This is a genomic window from Streptomyces sp. NPDC005483, from assembly GCF_040606035.1.
Lineage (GTDB): Bacteria > Actinomycetota > Actinomycetes > Streptomycetales > Streptomycetaceae > Streptomyces.
The window spans coordinates 44,357-63,509 of sequence record NZ_JBEXEA010000008.1 but is presented as its reverse complement, the minus strand read 5'-3'; the positions used below and the strand labels follow the sequence as shown (position 1 = coordinate 63,509).

The following is a 19,153-nucleotide window of genomic DNA, read 5'->3' as shown; positions in this document are numbered from 1 at the left end:
GACAGCGCTGGGGAATAGATCCAAGCCGTTGGTGGCTCAGATCACGACAACAACCGTTCGATCCCTGCCCCCAAGGGGTGAGGTCGGTACGGGGAGGTAGACTTAAGAGTGTCTGGCCGGACGCACGCCCGCGCATGCCCTGAACGCACCTGTGTGGGATGCAGGCAGCGAGCGGCCAAGACCGATCTGCTGCGCATCGTGGCGATCGAGGACGCATGCGTCCCTGATCTTCGCGGTACGCTGCCCGGCCGGGGTGCGTACATCCACCCCGCCCTGGTCTGTCTCGACCAGGCGGTACGCCGCCGGGCGTTCACGCGGGCGTTGCGCGCCCCGGGAGCGCTCGACATAAAGGCGTTGCGCCGATACGTCGAGCAGACAGACAGTTGCTGAGCAGGCAACACCGTAAGAAGCGTCGCGCGGAACCCCCGTGCGGCCCAGGTACCCCGCGAGTTGGAAGTAGGTCGAGATTGCGATGAGCACTCGATGAGCACGCGATGAGTACGCCCATGAAGTAGCGACGGTCCGGACGCAACCCGGACCTAAAAGGAGCGAAGTGGCTAAGGTCCGGGTATACGAACTCGCCAAGGAGTTCGGGGTTGAGAGCAAGGTCGTCATGGCCAAGCTCCAGGAACTCGGTGAATTCGTCCGTTCGGCGTCTTCGACGATCGAAGCGCCCGTCGTCCGTAAGTTGACGGACGCCCTCCAGCAGGGCAACGGAGGCGGCAAGTCCGCCCCCGCCCGCAAGGCTGCCCCGGCACGTCCGGCAGCCCCCTCTCCCGCGCAGGCCGCCCGTCCGGCCGCCCCGCGCCCGCCGGCCCCCAAGCCGGCCGCCGCCGAGACGCCCGCGGCTCCCGCCGCGCCGGTGACTCCCGGCCCCCGTCCCACCCCGGGCCCGAAGCCCGCGCCGCGGCCCGCCCCGGCGTCCCCGGCTCCGACCACGCCCGAGTTCACGGCACCGCCGTCGGCTCCCGCCGCACCGGCCTCCCAGGGCCAGAGCCAGGGCCAGGGTTCCGCCCAGCGTCCGGGTGCTCCTCGTCCGGCCGGCCAGCAGGCTCCTCGTCCGGGCGCCCCGCGTCCGGCCGGCGGTCCCGGCCAGGGCGGTGCTCCCGGCCAGGGTCGCGGTGACCGCGGCGACCGTCCCGGCGCTCCGCGTCCGGGCGGCCAGGGTGCCCGTCCCGGCGCCCGTCCGGCCGGTCCCCGTCCGGGCAACAACCCCTTCACCTCTGGTGGCTCCACCGGCATGGCGCGCCCGCAGGCGCCCCGTCCGGGCGGCGCCCCTCGCCCCGGCGGCCCGGGTGGCCCCGGTGAGCGTCCCGGCGGCGCCCCGCGTCCGCAGGGTCAGGGCCAGGGCGGTCCCCGTCCCCAGGGCGCGGCGGGCGGTCCCCGTCCGCAGGCTCCGGGCGGCGCCCGTCCCAGCCCCGGCGGCATGCCCCGTCCGCAGGGCGGCGGTCCGCGTCCCGGCGGCGGTCCCGGCGGTGCGCGTCCCAACCCCGGCATGATGCCGCAGCGTCCTGCTGCCGGCCCGCGTCCCGGCGGCGGTGGCCCCGGTGGCCGCGGTCCCGGTGGCGGCGGTCGTCCCGGTGGCGGCGGCGGTCGTCCGGGTGGCGGTGGCTTCGCCGGTCGTCCGGCCGGTCCCGGTGGTGGCGGCGGCGGCTTCGCCGGTCGTCCCGGTGGTCCCGGTGGTGGCGGCGGCGGCTTCGCCGGCCGTCCGGGTGGTCCCGGTGGTGGCGGCGGTCGTCCCGGCTTCGGCGGTCGTCCCGGTGGTCCGGGCGGTCGTGGTGGCACGCAGGGCGCCTTCGGTCGTCCCGGTGGTCCCGCGCGTCGTGGTCGCAAGTCGAAGCGTCAGAGGCGCCAGGAGTACGAGGCCATGCAGGCCCCGTCGGTCGGCGGCGTGATGCTGCCTCGCGGCAACGGACAGTCCGTCCGCCTGTCGCGCGGTGCCTCCCTCACCGACTTCGCGGAGAAGATCGGCGCCAACCCGGCGTCGCTCGTCGGCGTGATGATGAACCTCGGCGAGATGGTCACCGCCACGCAGTCCGTCTCCGACGAGACGCTGCGGCTCCTCGCGGACGAGATGAACTTCGTCCTCGAGATCGTCAGCCCCGAGGAGGAGGACCGCGAGCTGCTCGAGTCCTTCGACATCGAGTTCGGCGAGGACGAGGGCGGCGAGGAGTTCCTCGTCGCGCGTCCGCCGGTCGTGACCGTCATGGGTCACGTCGACCACGGCAAGACCCGCCTCCTCGACACCATCCGCAAGACGAACGTCGTCGCGGGCGAGGCCGGCGGTATCACGCAGCACATCGGTGCGTACCAGGTCACGACTCACGTCAACGACGAAGAGCGCAAGATCACCTTCATTGACACCCCGGGTCACGAGGCGTTCACCGCCATGCGTGCCCGTGGTGCCAAGTCGACCGACATCGCGATCCTCGTGGTGGCGGCCAACGACGGTGTGATGCCCCAGACGATCGAGGCGCTGAACCACGCCAAGGCGGCCGACGTGCCGATCGTGGTCGCGGTCAACAAGATCGACGTCGAGGGCGCCGACCCGACCAAGGTGCGCGGTCAGCTCACCGAGTTCGGTCTGGTGGCCGAGGAGTACGGCGGCGACACCATGTTCGTCGACATCTCCGCCAAGCAGGGCCTCAACATCGAGGCTCTCCTGGAGGCCGTGGTCCTCACCGCGGACGCCTCGCTCGACCTGCGGGCCAACCCGGAGCAGGACGCGCAGGGTATTGCGATCGAGTCCCGTCTCGACCGTGGCCGCGGTGCCGTCGCGACCGTCCTGGTCCAGCGAGGCACCCTGCGGGTCGGCGACACCATGGTGGTCGGCGACGCGTACGGCCGTGTCCGCGCGATGCTCGACGACAAGGGCGACAACCTGGAAGAGGCGGGTCCGTCGACTCCGGTCCTCGTCCTCGGTCTCACCAACGTCCCGGGCGCCGGCGACAACTTCCTCGTCGTCGACGAGGACCGTACGGCCCGCCAGATCGCCGAGAAGCGTGCCGCTCGTGAGCGGAACGCCAACTTCGCCCGCCGGGGTGTCCGGTTCTCCCTGGAGAACCTGGACGAGGCCCTCAAGGCCGGTCTGGTGCAGGAACTCAACCTCATCATCAAGGGCGACGCGTCCGGTTCGGTGGAGGCTCTCGAGTCCTCGCTGCTCCAGCTCGACGTCGGCGAAGAGGTCGACATCCGGATCCTGCACCGTGGTGTCGGTGCGGTCACGGAGTCGGACGTCGACCTGGCGATGGGCTCGGACGCCATCGTGATCGGCTTCAACGTGCGCGCCGCAGGGCGTGCCGCGCAGATGGCCGAGCGCGAAGGTGTGGATGTCCGGTACTACTCGGTCATCTACCAGGCGATCGAGGAGATCGAGGCGGCCCTCAAGGGCATGCTCAAGCCGGAGTACGAAGAGGTCGAGCTCGGCACGGCGGAGATCCGCGAGGTCTTCAAGTCGTCCAAGCTGGGCAACATCGCCGGTGTCCTGGTCCGGTCGGGCGAGGTCAAGCGCAACACCAAGGCGCGCCTCATCCGCGACGGCAAGGTGGTCGCGGAGAGCCTCACCATTTCCGGTCTGCGCCGCTTCAAGGACGATGTCACCGAGATCCGCGAAGGGTTCGAGGGCGGTATCAACCTCGGCAACTTCAACGACATCAAGGTCGACGACGTCATCGCGACGTACGAGATGCGCGAGAAGCCGCGCGGCTGATCGTCGTAGCACGCGATCGGGGCCGGTCGGCGGACGTAATATCCGTCGATCGGCCCCGGCCGTTGCGTGTACGGTTCCCGTATCGGCGTCCGAGCGCGGCGCCCGTACCCCGAACCGGCGGGACATCCGGACACACATGTATGTGGGGACTCTGTCCTTCGACCTGCTCCTCGGTGACGTGCACTCGCTGAAGGAGAAACGCTCTCTCGTCCGTCCGATCGTGGCCGAGCTCCAGCGCAAGTACGCGGTGAGCGCGGCGGAGACGGGCAACCACAACCTCCACCGCAGGGCCGAGATCGGGCTGGCGGTGGTGTCCGGGGACACGGGACACCTCACCGACGTACTGGACCGCTGCGAGCGGCTGGTCGCAGCGCGGCCCGAGGTGGAACTGCTCTCGGTTCGACGCAGGCTCCACAGCGACGAAGACTGACGCAACAAGTAAGTACTTAAGGAGACGGACCAGTGGCCGACAACGCGCGCGCCAAGAGGCTGGCGGACCTCATCCGAGAGGTGGTGGCCCAGAAGCTGCTGCGCGGGATCAAGGACCCGCGGCTCGGCTCACACGTCACCATCACGGACACCCGGGTCACGGGTGACCTGCGGGAGGCGACCGTCTTCTACACGGTGTACGGGGGCGACGAGGAGCGGGCGGCCGCGGCCGCCGGACTGGAAAGCGCCAAGGGCGTGCTCCGGTCCGCCGTGGGGGCGGCGGCGGGCGTGAAGTTCACGCCGACGCTGACCTTCGTCGCGGACGCGCTGCCCGACACCGCCAAGACCATCGACGACCTCCTCGACAAGGCCCGTCAGTCCGACGAGAAGGTGCGCGAGGTGTCCGCGGGCGCCGCGTACGCCGGTGACGCCGACCCGTACCGGAAGCCGGGCGACGAGGACGAGACGGACGACGCCGCCGAATGACACAGAAGAACCGGACGCCCGACGGCCTTGTCATCGTCGACAAGCCGTCGGGCTTCACTTCGCACGACGTGGTCGCCAAGATGCGCGGGATCGCGAAGACCCGCCGCGTCGGACACGCCGGCACCCTCGACCCCATGGCGACGGGTGTGCTGGTCCTCGGTGTCGAGAAGGCGACCAAGCTCCTCGGGCACCTCGCGCTGACCGAGAAGGAGTACCTGGGCACGATCCGGCTCGGCCAGACGACCCTGACCGACGACGCCGAGGGCGAGATCACGGGGTCGGTCGACGCCTCGAAGGTCACCCGCGACGCCGTCGACGCCGGGATCGCCAAGCTGACCGGCGCCATCATGCAGGTGCCGTCCAAGGTCAGCGCCATCAAGATCGACGGGGTGCGCTCGTACAAGCGGGCACGGGAGGGCGAGGACTTCGAGATCCCCGCCCGCCCCGTCACCGTCTCGTCCTTCGCGGTGCACGACGTCCGGGACGCGGTCGCCGAAGACGGTACGCCCGTGCTGGACCTGGTGGTGTCGGTGGTCTGCTCGTCCGGCACCTACATCCGGGCGCTGGCCCGGGACCTGGGCGCCGACCTGGGCGTGGGCGGCCATCTGACGGCTCTGCGGCGCACCCGCGTGGGCCCGTACAAGCTGGACTCGGCCAAGACCCTCGACCAGCTCCAGCAGGAGCTGACGGTGATGCCGATCGCCGAGGCCGCGGCAGCCGCCTTCCGCCGCTGGGACGTCGACGGCCGCCGGGCCAAGCTGCTCACCAACGGCGTACGGCTCGACATGCCCGACGAGTACGCGGGTGTCGGCACGGTGGCCGTCTTCGACCCCGAGGGCCAGTTCCTGGCGCTGGTCGAGGAGCACAAGGGCAAGGCGAAGAGCCTGGCCGTCTTCGGCTGACGCCGACGCGGACCGTGGGGGCACCGGGGCTGTCTGCCCGTGGAGCGGCGATCACGGGGTTGTGCCGCCGCTCCACGGTCCCCCCTCGGTTCCCCCACCCCTAGGGTGTATCCGCCGCTCCCCTTCCATTCACCCGCGCGGGCAGGCGCTCGGAGTGAACCGGGGGTGTGGAAGGGGGCGCGTTCACCACGCGATCTGTCCCGCTGATCACCGCACGCCTACCGTCGAAAACAGGAACGTGCGTACGGCGGGGAGGTTCGGCCATGGCGGCAGGGGGTGACTCCGTCGGCGAAACGGTGCCTTGCGCCTCGGGCGCCGTCGGCGGGGAGAACCTGGGGCAGGGGGACCGGGAGCCGTGTGACAGTGGGGGGTGGGTCGACAGGCACGGTGATGTCGGCCAGGCCGGTTGGACAGCTGATGTCGGCCAGGCAGCTCCGGGTGGGGGCGCGGGTCAGGGCGGTGGGCGTGGTGACGCCGGTCGGATCGGTCGGAGGCCGGAGGTCGGCCAGGCCGGGTGGGGTGGGGACGCGGGGCCGGTTGATGGGCGCGGTGATGCCGGTCGGGTCGGTCGGAGTGGGGATGTTGGCCAGGCCGGGTGGAGAGAAGGCGCGGGCGCAGTTGTCGGGCGCGGTGATGCCGGTCCGGTTGAAGGGACCAGGGATACCGGTGGGTGTGCGGGGTCCTGGTCGGGGCGGTGGGGCGGGCGTTCCCGGCATGCTTGGGGGAGGCTTGCGGGTCAGGAGCGGGGGGCCGGGCGTGCCGAGGAGCTCGTGTGGGTTCGTGATCTGGCCGGGCGGCCCCGGGGGATCGGGTTCGTGGCCGATCACCGTGGCACCGTCGTCACCAGTCATGAGGCGGTCGACGGGTTGGCCCGGCTCGTGCTGCACGCCGGTGAGCGCAGTTGCGTGGTGGCCGCCGGCGCGGTGACCCCGCTGCCCGAGCTGGACCTGGCGCTCGTCCGTACCGAGGGACTCGGCGTGGACCCGCTGCCCGTCTCCGTGCGGGACACCGTCGGGACGGGTACGCACGTCCGGCTCTTCGCGGGCTGCTGGCGCGAGGCCCGTGTGCTCGGTGCGGCCTCCGTGACCTACACCGCCACCGACCGCTTCCAAAGCCTCGAAGGCGCCCTGGAGTTGGCGATCGGCACCGCGGGACGGGACGCGCTGCGGCTGGGCGGCGGGGCCGCCGGAGGACCCGTGCTCGACGCCGGGACCGGGGCGGTGGTGGCCGTCCTCGGTACCGCCCTGCACAGCGGCCACCGTGACAGCGGATACGCCGTCCCGCTCCGCTCCGTCCGCACCGGCCCCCTCGCCGACCTGCTCGCGGAGAACGCCGCGACGGTCCCGGCGTACGGCGCCGACCTGAACCTCGCCGGTGTGCTGGAGCTGACGGCCACCTCGGTGGGCCAGGACGGCCCGCCGGGCGCACTGGCCGGTCACGTGGGCCGGGAGAACGCGCCGGAGCCGGTCGAACGGGCCGCTGTCACCAGGGAGTTCGCCGCGTTCACCGAGGGCCCGGCCCCGGTGCTCGGCCTCGTCGGACCACCCGGCAGCGGCCGTACGACACAACTCGCGGCCCTCGCCGCCCAGCGCCACCGCGGCCCCGCCCCGGCCCCCACGCTCTGGCTGCGCGGCGCCGACCTGGAGGACACCGACGCCTCCGTGGCCGACGCCGCGCGCCGCGCGCTCACCAGGGCGGCCCGGATCGTGGCGACGGCTACGGACGCCGTCCCCGCCGACCTGGGCGACATCACCCCCGAGCGGCTGGCCCGGCTGTCCCGCACCGCCGGCCGCCCCCTGTTCCTCCTCCTCGACGGCCCCGAGGAGATGCCTCCGGTCCTGGCCCACCGCCTCGCCGAGTGGACGCAGGGCACGGCGAAGTGGCTGGAGGAGACGGGGGCGCGGCTGCTGGTGGCGTGCCGGGCGGAGTACTGGGAGGGGGCGGCCTTCCCGGAGGAGCTGCTGTACGGCGACCCTGAGGGGCACTTCCCGCCCTGTGTCCGTCTCGGCGACCTCACCGAGGACGAGGCCCGCCGCGCCCGCGCCCGCTACGCCCTCCCCGACGGCAGCCTCGCCGCTTCCGACGCCCGCCACCCGCTTACCCTCCGCCTCCTCTCCGAGGTCCGCGCAGCGCTCCCGTCCGCGTCCCACGCGCCCGCGGACCGCGACCAGGTCTTCGAGGCCTATCTCGACCTCATGTGCCTGCGCATCGCGGTGCGGCTGGCCACCCCGAGCGGCCTGCGCGGCGCCGCCGTCCGCCGGCTCGCCGCGAAGGTCTCCGGCCAGGTCCACGAGGCCGCCCGCCGCAGCCTCGGCCCCGGCCAGGGTGAACTGGACCGGGAGTCGTTCGAGGCGGTGTTCCCCTGGGGCCAGGCCCCGAAGCGGCTCGGCGGCACCGGCTGGGCCTCCGCCGTCCTCACCGAGGGCCTCCTGGTCCCCGCCGGCAGCGGCTACCGCTTCGCCCACGAGGAGCTCGCCGACTGGATCCAGGGCATGCACCTGGACCTGGACGAGGCCCTGCGCGCCCTGGTCCACCGCCGCCACACCGGCCGACGAGATCCCCTCCCGGTCCCGCACCACCGCATCGGCCCCGTGGTCCAGGCCCTGCTCCTCGTCGCCCGCCAGCACGGCGCACCGCAACTGGCGTACCGGCTGGAGGAGTTGCTGCACGCCCTCGACGCCGACCCGCACGCGTGGTGGGCGGCCCGGCTGCTCACCGAGACCCTGTTGCGGGTGCCCGACGCCACGCCGTACACCGACATCCTGCGGCAGCTCGCCGACCGCCTCGTGGCCCGGCGACGGCGGAAGGAGACGGTGCCGTCCGAGTTCGGCCCCGCTTTCTGGACCGCCCTGCCGCTCTCGCCCGGTACCCGCTTCGACCTGCTCCGCCGTCTCGTCCTCGCCGACGGGCCGCCGCACGAACCCGGCCCCCGGTTCCTGGACGCCGTCGCGGAGCTGCTCGCCGCCGACCCCACCGCCGTACAGGCGCAGCTCACCCGCTGGTTCGACGACGAGCGGCCGTTGCCCGCGACCCCGCACGCGACCGTGGCGAAGGCCGCGCAGGCGCTGCTGCACACGCACCGGACCCGGGCCCTGGACGACCTCGCGGAGGTGCTCGTCGGCTGTGCGCACCGGCGGGCCGACGAGCTGCTCGCCGTGCTGGCCGAGGAGGAGCCGTCGGCGGTGTGCCGGGCCGTGGACCGGTGGGCGCACGACGAGCGGCCGGCGAGGCGGGTGGCGGCGGTGGCGTACGGACTGCGCGCCGCCCCGTATCTGCGCACCGGGGCCGACCGCGAGCTCCTGCGCTACGCGGCCCTCGCCCTGCTGGCCCGCCCCGAGGACTGCACCCTGCACGGCGGCGCGCTCGCCCTGCTGGTCCGCGATCCACACACGCGTGCCCGTCATCTCCCGCAGGCGCTCGGGCACTTCGCGGCCGGCGACCCGCAGTTCCCGCCGAGCGCACTGGTCCCCGCCCTTGCCACCGACCCCGATCCGGTCCTGGACGCCTTCCGGGAGCGGCTGCGCAGGCCGGGTGCCGGGGAGGTGCTGCGCACGCTCGCCGACGTCACCACGCCCGCGCTCGCCCGCCGGGTGGCCGGGCTGGTGCGGGAGGTGGTGGAGCGGCGCCCGGAGACGGCCGGGGACGTGGCCGCGTACGTCGACCGGCGCCTCGATCAGGGGCCCGCCGCCCGGGCCGTGCTCCTCCCGCTGGTCACGCATCTGCTGGACGGCGGTCCGCAAGAGGTGCGGGCCGCGCTGGCGCCCGTACTCGCCGGGCCTGGAGCCCCCGCCTCGCGCCCGCTGCGCCAGGAACTCCTCGACCTCCTCCTGGACCAGGAGGAGGAGCCCGCGGTCCTGGTCGCCCTGCTGCCCGCGGCCGCCGCCCGCGCGGACACCGACATCCGCGACCTCGTCCACCGCATCGGCCTCCTCCTCGTCCGCACCTCGGACGGCGCGACCCGCTTCGACCGCGGTCTCGTCGACCTGGGCCGGCATGTCCCCGGGTTCGCCGCGCTGGTGACCGGCTGGCTCGCCGAGTGCCCGCAGGAGTGGGCGGCGGTGGTCGGCCCCGGCACCCGGCGGATGATCGAGAACCTGGCGGGCGTACGGGTTCCGGCCTGAGCCGGTGCCGCGGAGGCTCCGGGTCCGCGTGCGTCGGGTCACAGCCCCCATGCCGATGCGAGCGACGGGCGCGCGGCATGGCACCCTTAGACCTGCGTAAGTCGCAAGAGTCAATACGGACACGGGTTCGACGAGGAGCGGTCACAGTGCAGCGCTGGCGTGGCTTGGAGGACATCCCCGAGGACTGGGGGCGCAGCGTCGTCACCATCGGTTCCTACGACGGGGTCCACCGCGGGCACCAGCTGATCATCCGGCATGCCGTGGACCGGGCACGTGAGCTGGGTGTTCCCTCGGTCGTCGTCACCTTCGACCCGCACCCCAGCGAGGTCGTCCGCCCCGGCAGCCACCCGCCGCTGCTCGCCCCGCACCACCGCCGCGCCGAACTCATGGCCGAGCTGGGCGTGGACGCGCTGCTGATCCTCCCCTTCACCACGGAGTTCTCGAAGCTCTCGCCCGCCGAGTTCGTCGTCAAGGTCCTCGTCGACAAGCTGCGCGCCAAGGCGGTCGTGGAGGGCCCCAACTTCCGCTTCGGCCACAAGGCCGCGGGCAACGTCGACTTCCTCGTCGAGCAGGGCAAGACGTACGACTTCGAGGTCGAGGTCGTCGACCTGTACGTGACCGGCGCGGCGGGCGGCGGCGAGCCCTTCTCCTCCACCCTGACCCGGCGCCTGGTCGCCGAGGGTGACGTGGAGGGCGCCGGGGAGATCCTGGGCCGTCCGCACCGGGTGGAGGGCGTGGTGGTCCGAGGCGCCCAGCGCGGCCGTGAACTCGGCTTCCCGACCGCCAACGTCGAGACCCTCCCGCACACCGCCATCCCCGCCGACGGCGTCTACGCCGGCTGGCTGCACACCCAGGGCGAGGCGATGCCGGCCGCGATCTCCGTCGGCACCAACCCGCAGTTCGACGGCACCGAGCGCACGGTGGAGGCGTACGCCATCGACCGCGTCGGGCTCGACCTGTACGGACTGCACGTGGCGGTGGACTTCCTCGCCTATGTGCGCGGGCAGCAGAAGTTCGACTCGCTGGACGCGCTGCTCAAGGCGATGGCCGTCGATGTGCAGCGGTGCCGTGAGCTGATCGAGGCCGCCGGCGGCTGAAGGTCGTAGGGACAAAGGAGAGGGCCGGCACCCGCAAGGTGCCGGCCCTCTCTCCTTCGGCTACTGCTGCGGCGGCTGACCCGCGTTCGGGTCGTACGGCGGCTGCGGGAACCCGGGCTGCGGCTGACCGGGCTGACCGGGCTGGCCGGTCTGCCACGGCTGGCCGGGCTGGGCGCCGGGGAAACCCTGGAACGGCGGCTGCGCGGCCGGGGGCTGAGCCTGCTGCTGGCCCGGCATCGGGGGAGCCATGGTCGGCGGCTGGACACCGCCGTTGCCCGTCCACAGGCCCTGCTCCTGCTGGGCCCGCACGAAGTCCTCGGCGACCATCGCGGCGAGGTCGAAGTACGCCTCCCTGACCTTCGGCCGCATCATGTCGAGGTCGACCTCGGCACCGGCCGCCAGGTGCTCGTCGAACGGTACGACGATGACGCCACGGCACCGCTGCTCGAAGTGCGTGACGATGTCCTCGACCTTGATCATCTTGCCGGTCTCGCGCACTCCCGAGATCACGGTGATGGACCGCGAGACCAGGGACGCGTACCCGTGCGCCGACAGCCAGTCGAGCGTCGTGCTGGCGCTGCTCGCGCCGTCGACCGACGGCGTCGAGATGATGATCAGCTGGTCGGCGAGGTCCAGGACCCCGCGCATGGCGCTGTAGAGCAGACCCGTGCCCGAGTCCGTGAGGATGATCGGGTACTGGCGGCCCAGCACGTCGATCGCGCGCCGGTAGTCCTCGTCGTTGAACGTCGTGGACACGGCCGGGTCGACGTCGTTGGCGATGATCTCCAGACCCGACGCCGCCTGGGAGGTGAACCGGCGGATGTCCATGTACGAGTTGAGGTACGGGATCGCCTGGACCAGGTCGCGGATGGTCGCCCCGGTCTCGCGCCGCACCCTGCGTCCGAGCGTGCCGGCGTCCGGGTTGGCGTCGATGGCGAGGATCTTGTCCTGCCGCTCGGTGGCGAGGGTGGAGCCGAGGGCGGTCGTCGTGGTCGTCTTGCCCACGCCGCCCTTGAGGCTGATCACCGCGATCCGGTAGCAGGACAGCACCGGGGTGCGGATGAGGTCGAGCTTGCGCTGCCTCTCCTGCTCCTCCTTCTTGCCGCCGAGCTTGAACTTCGAGCCGCCGGGCGTGGGACGGCTGCTCTTGGCCTTCTGCTTCTTGCTGTTGACCAGTCGGTCCGAGGTCAGCTCGACCGCGGCGTTGTAGCCGAGCGGCGCACCGGCGCCCGCGACCTGCTGCCGCTGGTCGTGCTGGACGGCGGCAGGCCAGGCGGCACCGGTACGGGGGTCCACGCCGGGCTGGCCCGGAGCGCCCGCGTAGGGGTGGGGGTTGGGCGCCTGCTGCGCCTGCTGTCCCGGCTGGACCGGGGGCATGGGCTGGCCGGGAGCCTGCTGCTGGGGCTGGGCCGGGGCAGGCGGCTGCGGATAGCCGTAACCGCCCGGGGCGGGCTGGGGGGCCTGCGGGAAGCCGTAGCCGCTCTGGGGGTTCTGCGGCGCGGGGGGCTGGGGGAACCCGTGACCGGCCTGGGGGTTCGGGGGCGCGGGTGGCTGGGGGTAGCCGTAGCCGCTCTGCGGGTGCGGGGGCGCGGGGGGCTGGGGGTAGCCGTAGCCGCCCTGCGCCGCCGGGCCGCCGGGCTGCGGCGGGTTGGCCGGCCAGCCGGAGGGCGCGGGCTGCGGTGCCTGGGGCGGCGCCGCGGCGGCCACCGGCTGTGCGGGCGCGGACGGGGTGCCGGGCGGCGCGGCGGGCGGCTGCGGCTGTCCGCCCGTCGACCACTCCGGGGCCGACTGCGGGGCCGCGCCGGAGTCCGCCGACGCGAACTGCGGCGGAAGCGGCGGGACAGCGCCCTGCGGCGCCGGCGGGGGCCGCCAGCCTTCCTGCTGGTGGGCGTCGGGCTGCTCCGGTACGGGGGGCTGCGCGGGCTCGGGCTGCTCCGGAGCGGGGCCCGGGGGCTGCTGCTCCGGCACGGCCGTCTGTGCGGCCGGGGCGTCCGGTGCGGGGGCCTGCGGCTCCGTACCGGTCTCGACGTCACCGGCGGAGCTGCCGGCCTGCGGCTCTGGGGCCTCGGCGCCGGGCGGGGTCTGGGGGGCGTCCACGCCCTGGCCGACGGTGCCGGGCTCGTCGTCGGAGCCGGCCGCGGATGCCGCTTCGTCCGAGGCGGGGGTGGGGGCTGGGGCGGCCGGCGCGGTCGGTGTGGTGGCGTGGGTCGCCTCCGCGTCCGCGGAAGCCTGAGGAGCCTCGCCCGAGGCCGGCGGCTCGGCAGCGCTGGGCGCTTCCGCCGACGGGGCCGCGGGGGGCTGCGGGGCGCTGGTCGTCGTAGCGGCGGCGGACGGGGTGTCGCCACGGCCTTCCGCGTCCCCGCCCGTCGAGGGCGCGGCGGCGTCGGTGCTGCCCTGGGCACTGGGCGGGCCCGGAGGCACGGGGGCCACCGGGGCGGCGGGCGGCGCGGGGGCGACCGGGGGAGCGGGGGCCGTCGACGCCACGGGAGGCGCCGGGGCCACGGGGGGAACGGGAGCCGCCGGGGCCACAGGCGGCGCGGGGGCCACCGGTGCCGGGGGCGCGGGCGGCTGCGGGTAGCCGTAACCGCCCTGCGGGTTCGGGGGAGCCGGCGGCTGGGGGTAGCCGTAACCGCTCTGGGGGTTCGGAGGCGCGGGCGGCTGGGGGTAGCCGTAACCGCTCGGGGGAGCCGGTGGCTGCGGGTAGCCGTAGCCGCTCTGGGGGTTCGGGGGAGCCGGCGGCTGGGGGGCCGCGGGGTTGACCGCCCACGGCGGCGGAGGCGGCGGGGTCGTGCCGGCCGGACCCGTGGACGGGTCGAACTGCGGGCCGGGAACGGGAGCCGACGGTGCGGAACCGGACGTATCGGGGTAACCGGGGTGCGGTGCAGGCGCGGTGGGGGCAGGGGCGGGCGCGGGAGGCTCGGCCTCGGGCGCCGCGCTCTGCGTGTACCAGGCAGGGGCGGCGTAGTCGATGGTGAACTCGCCCGTCATCTCGGTGGCGGACTCCGCGTCGGACTGGTCGTCGCTGGGCGTGGTCCAGCCCGCGCGCAGCCCGTCCCGATCGCTCTGCACAATTCCTCCTGGTTGGTCGAGCACCCTCGTGCCGTGTGGGCACTCATGTGCCGGGCTGGGGGCGACCGTTCCTGTTGTCCGATCCGACTGAAGTCCCCTGGACGCGCACGACCCACCCGTGGGTTCTCACGTCGCGCCCGCATCAAGCGTAAACGCCACAGGCGTCGGCGGGGCAGGCCCGTCCGCTGTGCTCTCGCACCCAACGGAGCGGTGCCTGCCGCGATGTCGCCCTTGTGACGGTTGTCTGTCTTCTGAAGCGCGGGCCGGTCGACTCGGCCGGGCCGGGGGCCGGGCCGTCGCGCCCGCTCCCCCTGCTCCCCGTCTGCTCCGTCTGCTCCGTCTGCTCCGCCTACTCCGCCTGCTCGGCGGTGAGCTCGCCGTCGTGCGGTGCGGGCTCGAGGTCGAACTCGCCGTCACGCGCGCCCAGTACGAACGCCCGCCACTCCGCCTCCGTGTATCGCAGCACGGTGTCCGGGTCCAGGGAGGAACGCATGGCCACCGCGCCCTCGGGGAGGTAGGCGATCTCGACGCGCTCCTCGTGCTCCTCGGTGCCGGGCGCGCTGTGCCACTCGACGCCGGAGATGTCCAGGCCGTACAGCTCGTCCCGTTCCCTCGCCTTTCGCGCCTTGACGTCCTCGTCCGGTGTCTTTGCGGCGATGTCGTCCGCGTCGGTCATGGTCGGCGGGCCCTTTCTCATGAGCGAACCTCGTGCACGAGCACCCTACTTGGCCTGGGCCCCCTCACACGGCGCAACGGTTCGGTCACGAACTCGTGTGAGGGGCCGACGCCTTGGCCCGCGCCACGAGCCCGCCCGTCAGTCCATACGGCGGGGCGCCCCGAGGAGACCGGTCTCCGCATCGGTGGGCTGGGTCATCACGTACTGCCGGCTCTTCTGCGTGCACCACAGGGCCACGTTGTCCGCGAGGGACGACAGGGACGCGGCGTCTCCGTGGGGCAACCGCATGGACTTGCCGACCACTTGGGACTCCTGAGGGGAGATCCGCTGTACGCCGACCACGTCCGCGTTGGCCAGCAGGCGGGGCGCGGTGGGGCCGAGGTAGGGGAGCAGGGTCAGCACCGACTGCCAGGGAGCCGTGGTGAGGCGGCTGCGCGGCGGGCGGATACCGAGGTCGCGGATGATGAGCACGGGGCTGGCGGGGGACGGGCCCTGCGGGGCGATCCGCCCCACCTGGTGCACCGTCACCGCCTGCTGGCCGCCGCCGGCCGCCTGCGCCATCGGCGCCCACAGTTGCGGGCGGGCCGTCTCGACGGCCACCCGCGCACCGATCGCCGCCGCCCGCAGGGCGATGACCTGAGCCATCCAGGTACCGCCCACCAGCACCATGTCGAGGCGTGTGGGGCGGCACAGGCCCAGCACCGCGGGCAGGTTGTCCTGGTCGATTCCGAGGATCAGACCGTCGTCGCCGACCGGCAGGGTCAGCTGCGAGAGCACCTCGGCGTCGACGAGGTGACGCTCACGCCGGGGGCCGAGCAGACCGAAGGCCTCCCGCAGCCGCCGCTCGGGACCGATCCGGGCGGGCTCGGGGGAGCGGGGCAGATGCCCGGGACGCTGCCCGGGGAAGCCCGGAGTGGACGACGATCCGAAACCGGAGCGGCCGGAGGGGCGCATGGTGGGGGCGGACATCAGCGGGTACCTCCCAGCGGCAGGGTGGCCAGAACTCCGGGCAGCTGCTCGCGGTCGAGCCGTACGAGACCTACCTTGAACGCAGACGCCGCCCGCTCCAAGTGCTGTGCGGCCTCGCCCAGTTCGTTCTCACCGCGGCCGGTCAGGCGCACGTGCCCGGACAGGGCCAGCACCTTGCCCCGCTGCCTGCTGAGGGTGAGCGAGAAGGTGCTCGCGAGGGTGGGCGCGGAGGTCAGCGCGCCGACCAGCCGCGGGAACGCCGGTCCGGCGCCGCCGAACTGCGGCCACTTGGAGATCCAGTACGTGGTGTGCAGCCGGTCGTCGCAGCGCCAGGTACGGGTGGTCTCGGCCGTACGGCGGCCCGAGCGGCTGCCGTCCATCGCGGCACCGCCGGTGGTGGCCATCGGGTTGACGCAGCTGGAGGTCGCGATGGCCCCGCAGATGTCCGACTCGCTCAGCACCTTGGCCTGCATGCCGGCCCCCATGAGCCGACTGGCCAGCTGGTCGGCGACCCGTAGCAGCGCCCGCCGGGCTCCCTGCATACCGCCGCCGCGGGCCTCCACGGCCTCCGGGCACAGCTCCGGGTCGAGCTTGAGCGCGACCCAGGTGATGCGCAGCCCCGGCGTCATGCTCTGGGCCTGCAGCGGCCCGTAGGAGCGGACCGCCATGGCCTGCGGGGGCAGGTGCGGAGCGGGGGCGGGCTGGGTGTGCTGGACGATCTGGACCGACGCCAGCCGGATGTCGTCCACCTCCAGCAGGCCCTGGAGCAGGTCGAGGGGGATGTCGCCGGTGCCGTAGGAGGGACGCAGGGGGGTGTCCGCGGCCTGCACCTGCACCAGGGCGGTGAGGAAGGTGCCGTCGCCGAGCATTCCGATCTCGCGCTGCTCGCGGTCCTGGAAGCTGTACGTGCGCAGCGCCGGGTCGCACTCGACGGCCGGGGCGAAGCCGGGGTCGGTGCCGGGCGGCACGGGTTCGGCGTTGCGCTTGCGGCGGTCCCGGAGCGCGCGGGCGGTGCTGAACCACTCCGGCAGCGGGCGGCCGCGCCGGCGCAGCAGGCCGGCGAGGACCAGCGGCACGGCCAGCACGATGCCGACGGTGAGACCGATGGGGCGCAGCAGCCAGCCGATCAGCAGGACCGCGGCGGCCAGTTCGAAACCGACCAGCTGCTGGACCCGGATGGGGCCGATGCTGCCGGGGCGCCGGGCGAGCGACGGCGAGGCCGGACTCGGGGGTGACGACGGCTGTGCCGGTTCCGGCACCTGCCCCGGCCCCTGATTCTCCTGGGTACGACGGCTGCCGTTACGGCGCCGGGACCTGGTCGCAGTGCTCATCCCCCGGTACAACCCCTTTGCATTGTCTGGCCGCGGCTCGAGCTGGCGGCGGATCACCGTACCCCGTACCGTACGGTGCGATCGTCACACGGCATAGTAGAGGCCCCTGCAGGAGCAAACGCCACGGACTACCGGGCGGCCCTGGGGAGTTCCGCATTCGGCAACAAAGCGAAATAACGGGGAGTTGACCCATCGATGGCGACACGTAGGGATGAGCTGAACGCTTACTCCTTCGCGCGCAGGCGCACGGTGGCGGCGTTTCTTCAGCCGTCTCCGCACGGTTCGGAAGAGGCGGCGCCGCGCCCCCTCAAGACGGTCCTGCCGAGTCTCGGTGTGGCGGCGCTGGTCCTCATCGGATTCGGCGCCTGGGGCATGCTCAGCCCGACCGCGCCCAAGGGCTGGAACACGCAGGGCAAGAACATCCTAGTCGGCAGCGAGTCGACGACGCGCTATGTGCTGGTGAAGACCAAGGGCGAGAACAAGCTCAGCCTGCACCCGGTCCTCAACCTGGCCTCCGCCAAGCTGCTGCTGAACGGCGAGAACCCCCAGGTCATGAAGATCAAGGAGTCGGTGCTCGACAACAGCAAGTACCCGATGGGCGCCACCGTCGGCATCCCCTTCGCCCCGGACCGGCTGCCCTCCGCCGAGGACGCGGAGAAGGCCAAGGTCTGGGCGCTGTGCGAGGCGCCGGGCTCGGACGGGCAGCCGGTGCGGGCGACGTACGTGCTGGACCAGGGCGACTACGACAACCTCCTGAAGAAGGGGAAGAAGGAGCTGAACCAGCGGGAGGCCCTGTACGTCGAGGGCCCCGCCGCACCCGGCGACACCACCGGCCCGCGGTACATGGTCACCGGGGACGGGCAGGCCTACCTGCTGGGCGGTGTGGGCTGGAGGCTCGAGGGCGAGGAGTCGATGCAGACGCTGGAACGCGCGGTGTTCGGTTCCGCGACGCCGCAGAAGGTCAGCGCGGACTTCATCAAGACGCTGCACGTCGCGGGGGACCTCGACTTCCCCGATCTGGGCGGGGACGTGGGTTCGGTGGCGCACGTCGAGGGCCTCGATCCCAACTACTCCAAGGTGGGACTGATCCTCGAGGCCGACGGCTCCATCGGCGGCAAGAAGCAGCAGTACATCGTTCTGAAGGACAAGGTCCAGGCGGTGTCGGACTTCACGGCGCAGATGTGGCTGCGCAGCACCTGGGTGGACGGCGCGTACGGCTCCCAGAAGCCGGCGGCGGTGCAGGTCAGGTTCAACGACGTCCAGCCGTCGCCTGGCGAGTGGATGTCGTCGAAGAACTGGCCCGCGGAGCCGGTGATCGTGGCCAACACGCAGGAGAAGGGCGGGAACAAGGTCTCGTGCAGCATCTGGCACGGCGGCAAGGACGACCCGCGGACCGGCCAGGACCAGATGACCGTCTGGACCGGCCAGGACTACCCGAAGGACGTCTCCCAGAGCGGTTCGAGCACCTACGTCTCGCCCGGCAGCGGCCTGCTGTTCAAGCGCCTCACCGGCGCCGACGCCGGTGGCGGCAGCACCTTCCTCGTCACCGACACAGGGTTGCGCTACTCGGTCCCCGCGACGAACGACAGCCAGGTCACCGGCGGTGAGAAGGTCGACAACAACACCCAGCAGCAGACCAACACCGCCCAGGTCAGGCTCGGTTACGGCAAGATCAAGCCGGTCCCGGTACCGGCGGCCTGGGCGGATCTGCTGGCCGCGGGGCCGGAACTCAGCAGTGGGAACGCGGAGCAGGCGCAGGGGTCGTAGGCCCGCTGGATCCCGAACCCGGACCGTGTTCATGGAGCGGTCCGGGTGGTTACGCCTATCCCTTTCGTGCTCAACCAACACACTTGTGAAAAAGGTGAGTTGAGTTGATCGCGATCTTACTACAAGCCCCAACTGATGTTCGCTCTGTCAGTGGATGCGACTAGAGTGGAACCAGACCGGACTGGATACGCCTGCCACCATTCGGTGTTGGCGTTCCGAGTGAGGGTCTACTCAGAACTCCTACGTCTCATGGGGGACACAACATGGCTGGACAGCAGTTCACCATGACCGAGGAGGAGATGGTCGCGTTCAGCGGCAAGATCTCCTCGGTCAACTCCTCGATCCAGGGCGAAATCTCCCGCCTGCAGACCGTGATCGACACGATCACGGGCGGCTGGAAGGGCTCGGCGGCCACCGCGTACAACAACCTGCAGTCGCAGGTGAACCAGGATGCCAACAAGATCAACCAGATCTTGAACGACATCAAGGAAGCGATCGACCAGAGCACCAAGGCCTACGCGGCTTCGGAAGAGGAGCAGCGTGCGTCCATCCAGAACATCGCGGCCTCGTCCCCCTTCGGATGATCGGACCTGTGCG

13 protein-coding genes are annotated in these 19,153 nt (G+C 72.6%); 9 read left to right on the top strand and 4 right to left on the bottom strand.

Translation table 11 applies throughout. The features are described 5' to 3' along the window. Positions 1-108: 108 nt before the first annotated feature. The 7 genes from ABZT06_RS17080 to ABZT06_RS17050 all read left to right on the top strand — a co-directional run bounded on the left by ABZT06_RS17080 (position 109) and on the right by ABZT06_RS17050 (position 10,744). Positions 109-390, top strand: a complete 282-nt coding sequence (locus tag ABZT06_RS17080) for a YlxR family protein (protein WP_355740966.1) — start codon at positions 109-111, stop codon at positions 388-390. A gap of 163 nt (positions 391-553) precedes the next feature. After that, positions 554-3,709 (top strand): translation initiation factor IF-2, encoded by a 3,156-nt coding sequence (gene infB / locus ABZT06_RS17075; protein WP_355740964.1) that lies wholly within the window; start codon positions 554-556, stop codon positions 3,707-3,709. A 136-nt stretch (positions 3,710-3,845) separates the two neighbouring features. Next, positions 3,846-4,139: a DUF503 domain-containing protein gene (locus ABZT06_RS17070; protein WP_355740962.1), complete on the top strand. Its 294-nt coding sequence runs from the start codon at positions 3,846-3,848 to the stop codon at positions 4,137-4,139. Between the two features lie 32 nt (positions 4,140-4,171). Further along, on the top strand, positions 4,172-4,624 hold the full coding sequence (rbfA, locus tag ABZT06_RS17065) for a 30S ribosome-binding factor RbfA (protein WP_007385054.1): 453 nt from the start codon (positions 4,172-4,174) through the stop codon (positions 4,622-4,624). Continuing rightward, positions 4,621-5,526: a tRNA pseudouridine(55) synthase TruB gene (truB, locus tag ABZT06_RS17060; protein WP_355740959.1), complete on the top strand. Its 906-nt coding sequence runs from the start codon at positions 4,621-4,623 to the stop codon at positions 5,524-5,526. The genes rbfA and truB overlap by 4 nt, the downstream gene beginning before the upstream one ends. A 770-nt stretch (positions 5,527-6,296) precedes the next feature. After that, positions 6,297-9,647 (top strand): trypsin-like peptidase domain-containing protein, encoded by a 3,351-nt coding sequence (locus tag ABZT06_RS17055; RefSeq protein WP_355740957.1) that lies wholly within the window; start codon positions 6,297-6,299, stop codon positions 9,645-9,647. Positions 9,648-9,793: 146 nt separating this feature from the next. Then, complete coding sequence (locus ABZT06_RS17050; RefSeq protein WP_355740955.1) at positions 9,794-10,744, top strand: bifunctional riboflavin kinase/FAD synthetase; 951 nt, start codon at positions 9,794-9,796, stop codon at positions 10,742-10,744. Between the two features lie 60 nt (positions 10,745-10,804). Here the strand turns inward: ABZT06_RS17050 and ABZT06_RS17045 are convergent, their stop codons facing one another. The 4 genes from ABZT06_RS17045 to eccE all read right to left on the bottom strand — a co-directional run bounded on the left by ABZT06_RS17045 (position 10,805) and on the right by eccE (position 16,717). After that, complete coding sequence (locus ABZT06_RS17045) at positions 10,805-13,813, bottom strand: SCO5717 family growth-regulating ATPase (RefSeq protein WP_355740953.1); 3,009 nt, start codon at positions 13,811-13,813, stop codon at positions 10,805-10,807. Between the two features lie 349 nt (positions 13,814-14,162). Then, positions 14,163-14,489 (bottom strand): DUF397 domain-containing protein, encoded by a 327-nt coding sequence (locus tag ABZT06_RS17040; RefSeq protein WP_355741468.1) that lies wholly within the window; start codon positions 14,487-14,489, stop codon positions 14,163-14,165. Positions 14,490-14,627: 138 nt separating this feature from the next. After that, a complete protein-coding gene (locus ABZT06_RS17035; protein ID WP_355740951.1) occupies positions 14,628-15,458 on the bottom strand; it encodes a hypothetical protein in 831 nt (276 codons plus the stop codon). Further along, positions 15,458-16,717 (bottom strand): type VII secretion protein EccE, encoded by a 1,260-nt coding sequence (eccE, locus tag ABZT06_RS17030; protein WP_355741466.1) that lies wholly within the window; start codon positions 16,715-16,717, stop codon positions 15,458-15,460. The genes ABZT06_RS17035 and eccE overlap by 1 nt, the downstream gene beginning before the upstream one ends. Before the next feature lie 267 nt (positions 16,718-16,984). On the opposite strand from eccE, the gene eccB reads away from it, so the two are divergent. Both eccB and ABZT06_RS17020 read left to right on the top strand, forming a co-directional pair. Next, positions 16,985-18,556 (top strand): type VII secretion protein EccB, encoded by a 1,572-nt coding sequence (eccB, locus tag ABZT06_RS17025; protein WP_355740950.1) that lies wholly within the window; start codon positions 16,985-16,987, stop codon positions 18,554-18,556. 263 nt (positions 18,557-18,819) lie between these two features. After that, positions 18,820-19,140 (top strand): WXG100 family type VII secretion target, encoded by a 321-nt coding sequence (locus ABZT06_RS17020; protein ID WP_007385064.1) that lies wholly within the window; start codon positions 18,820-18,822, stop codon positions 19,138-19,140. Positions 19,141-19,153: the final 13 nt, after the last annotated feature.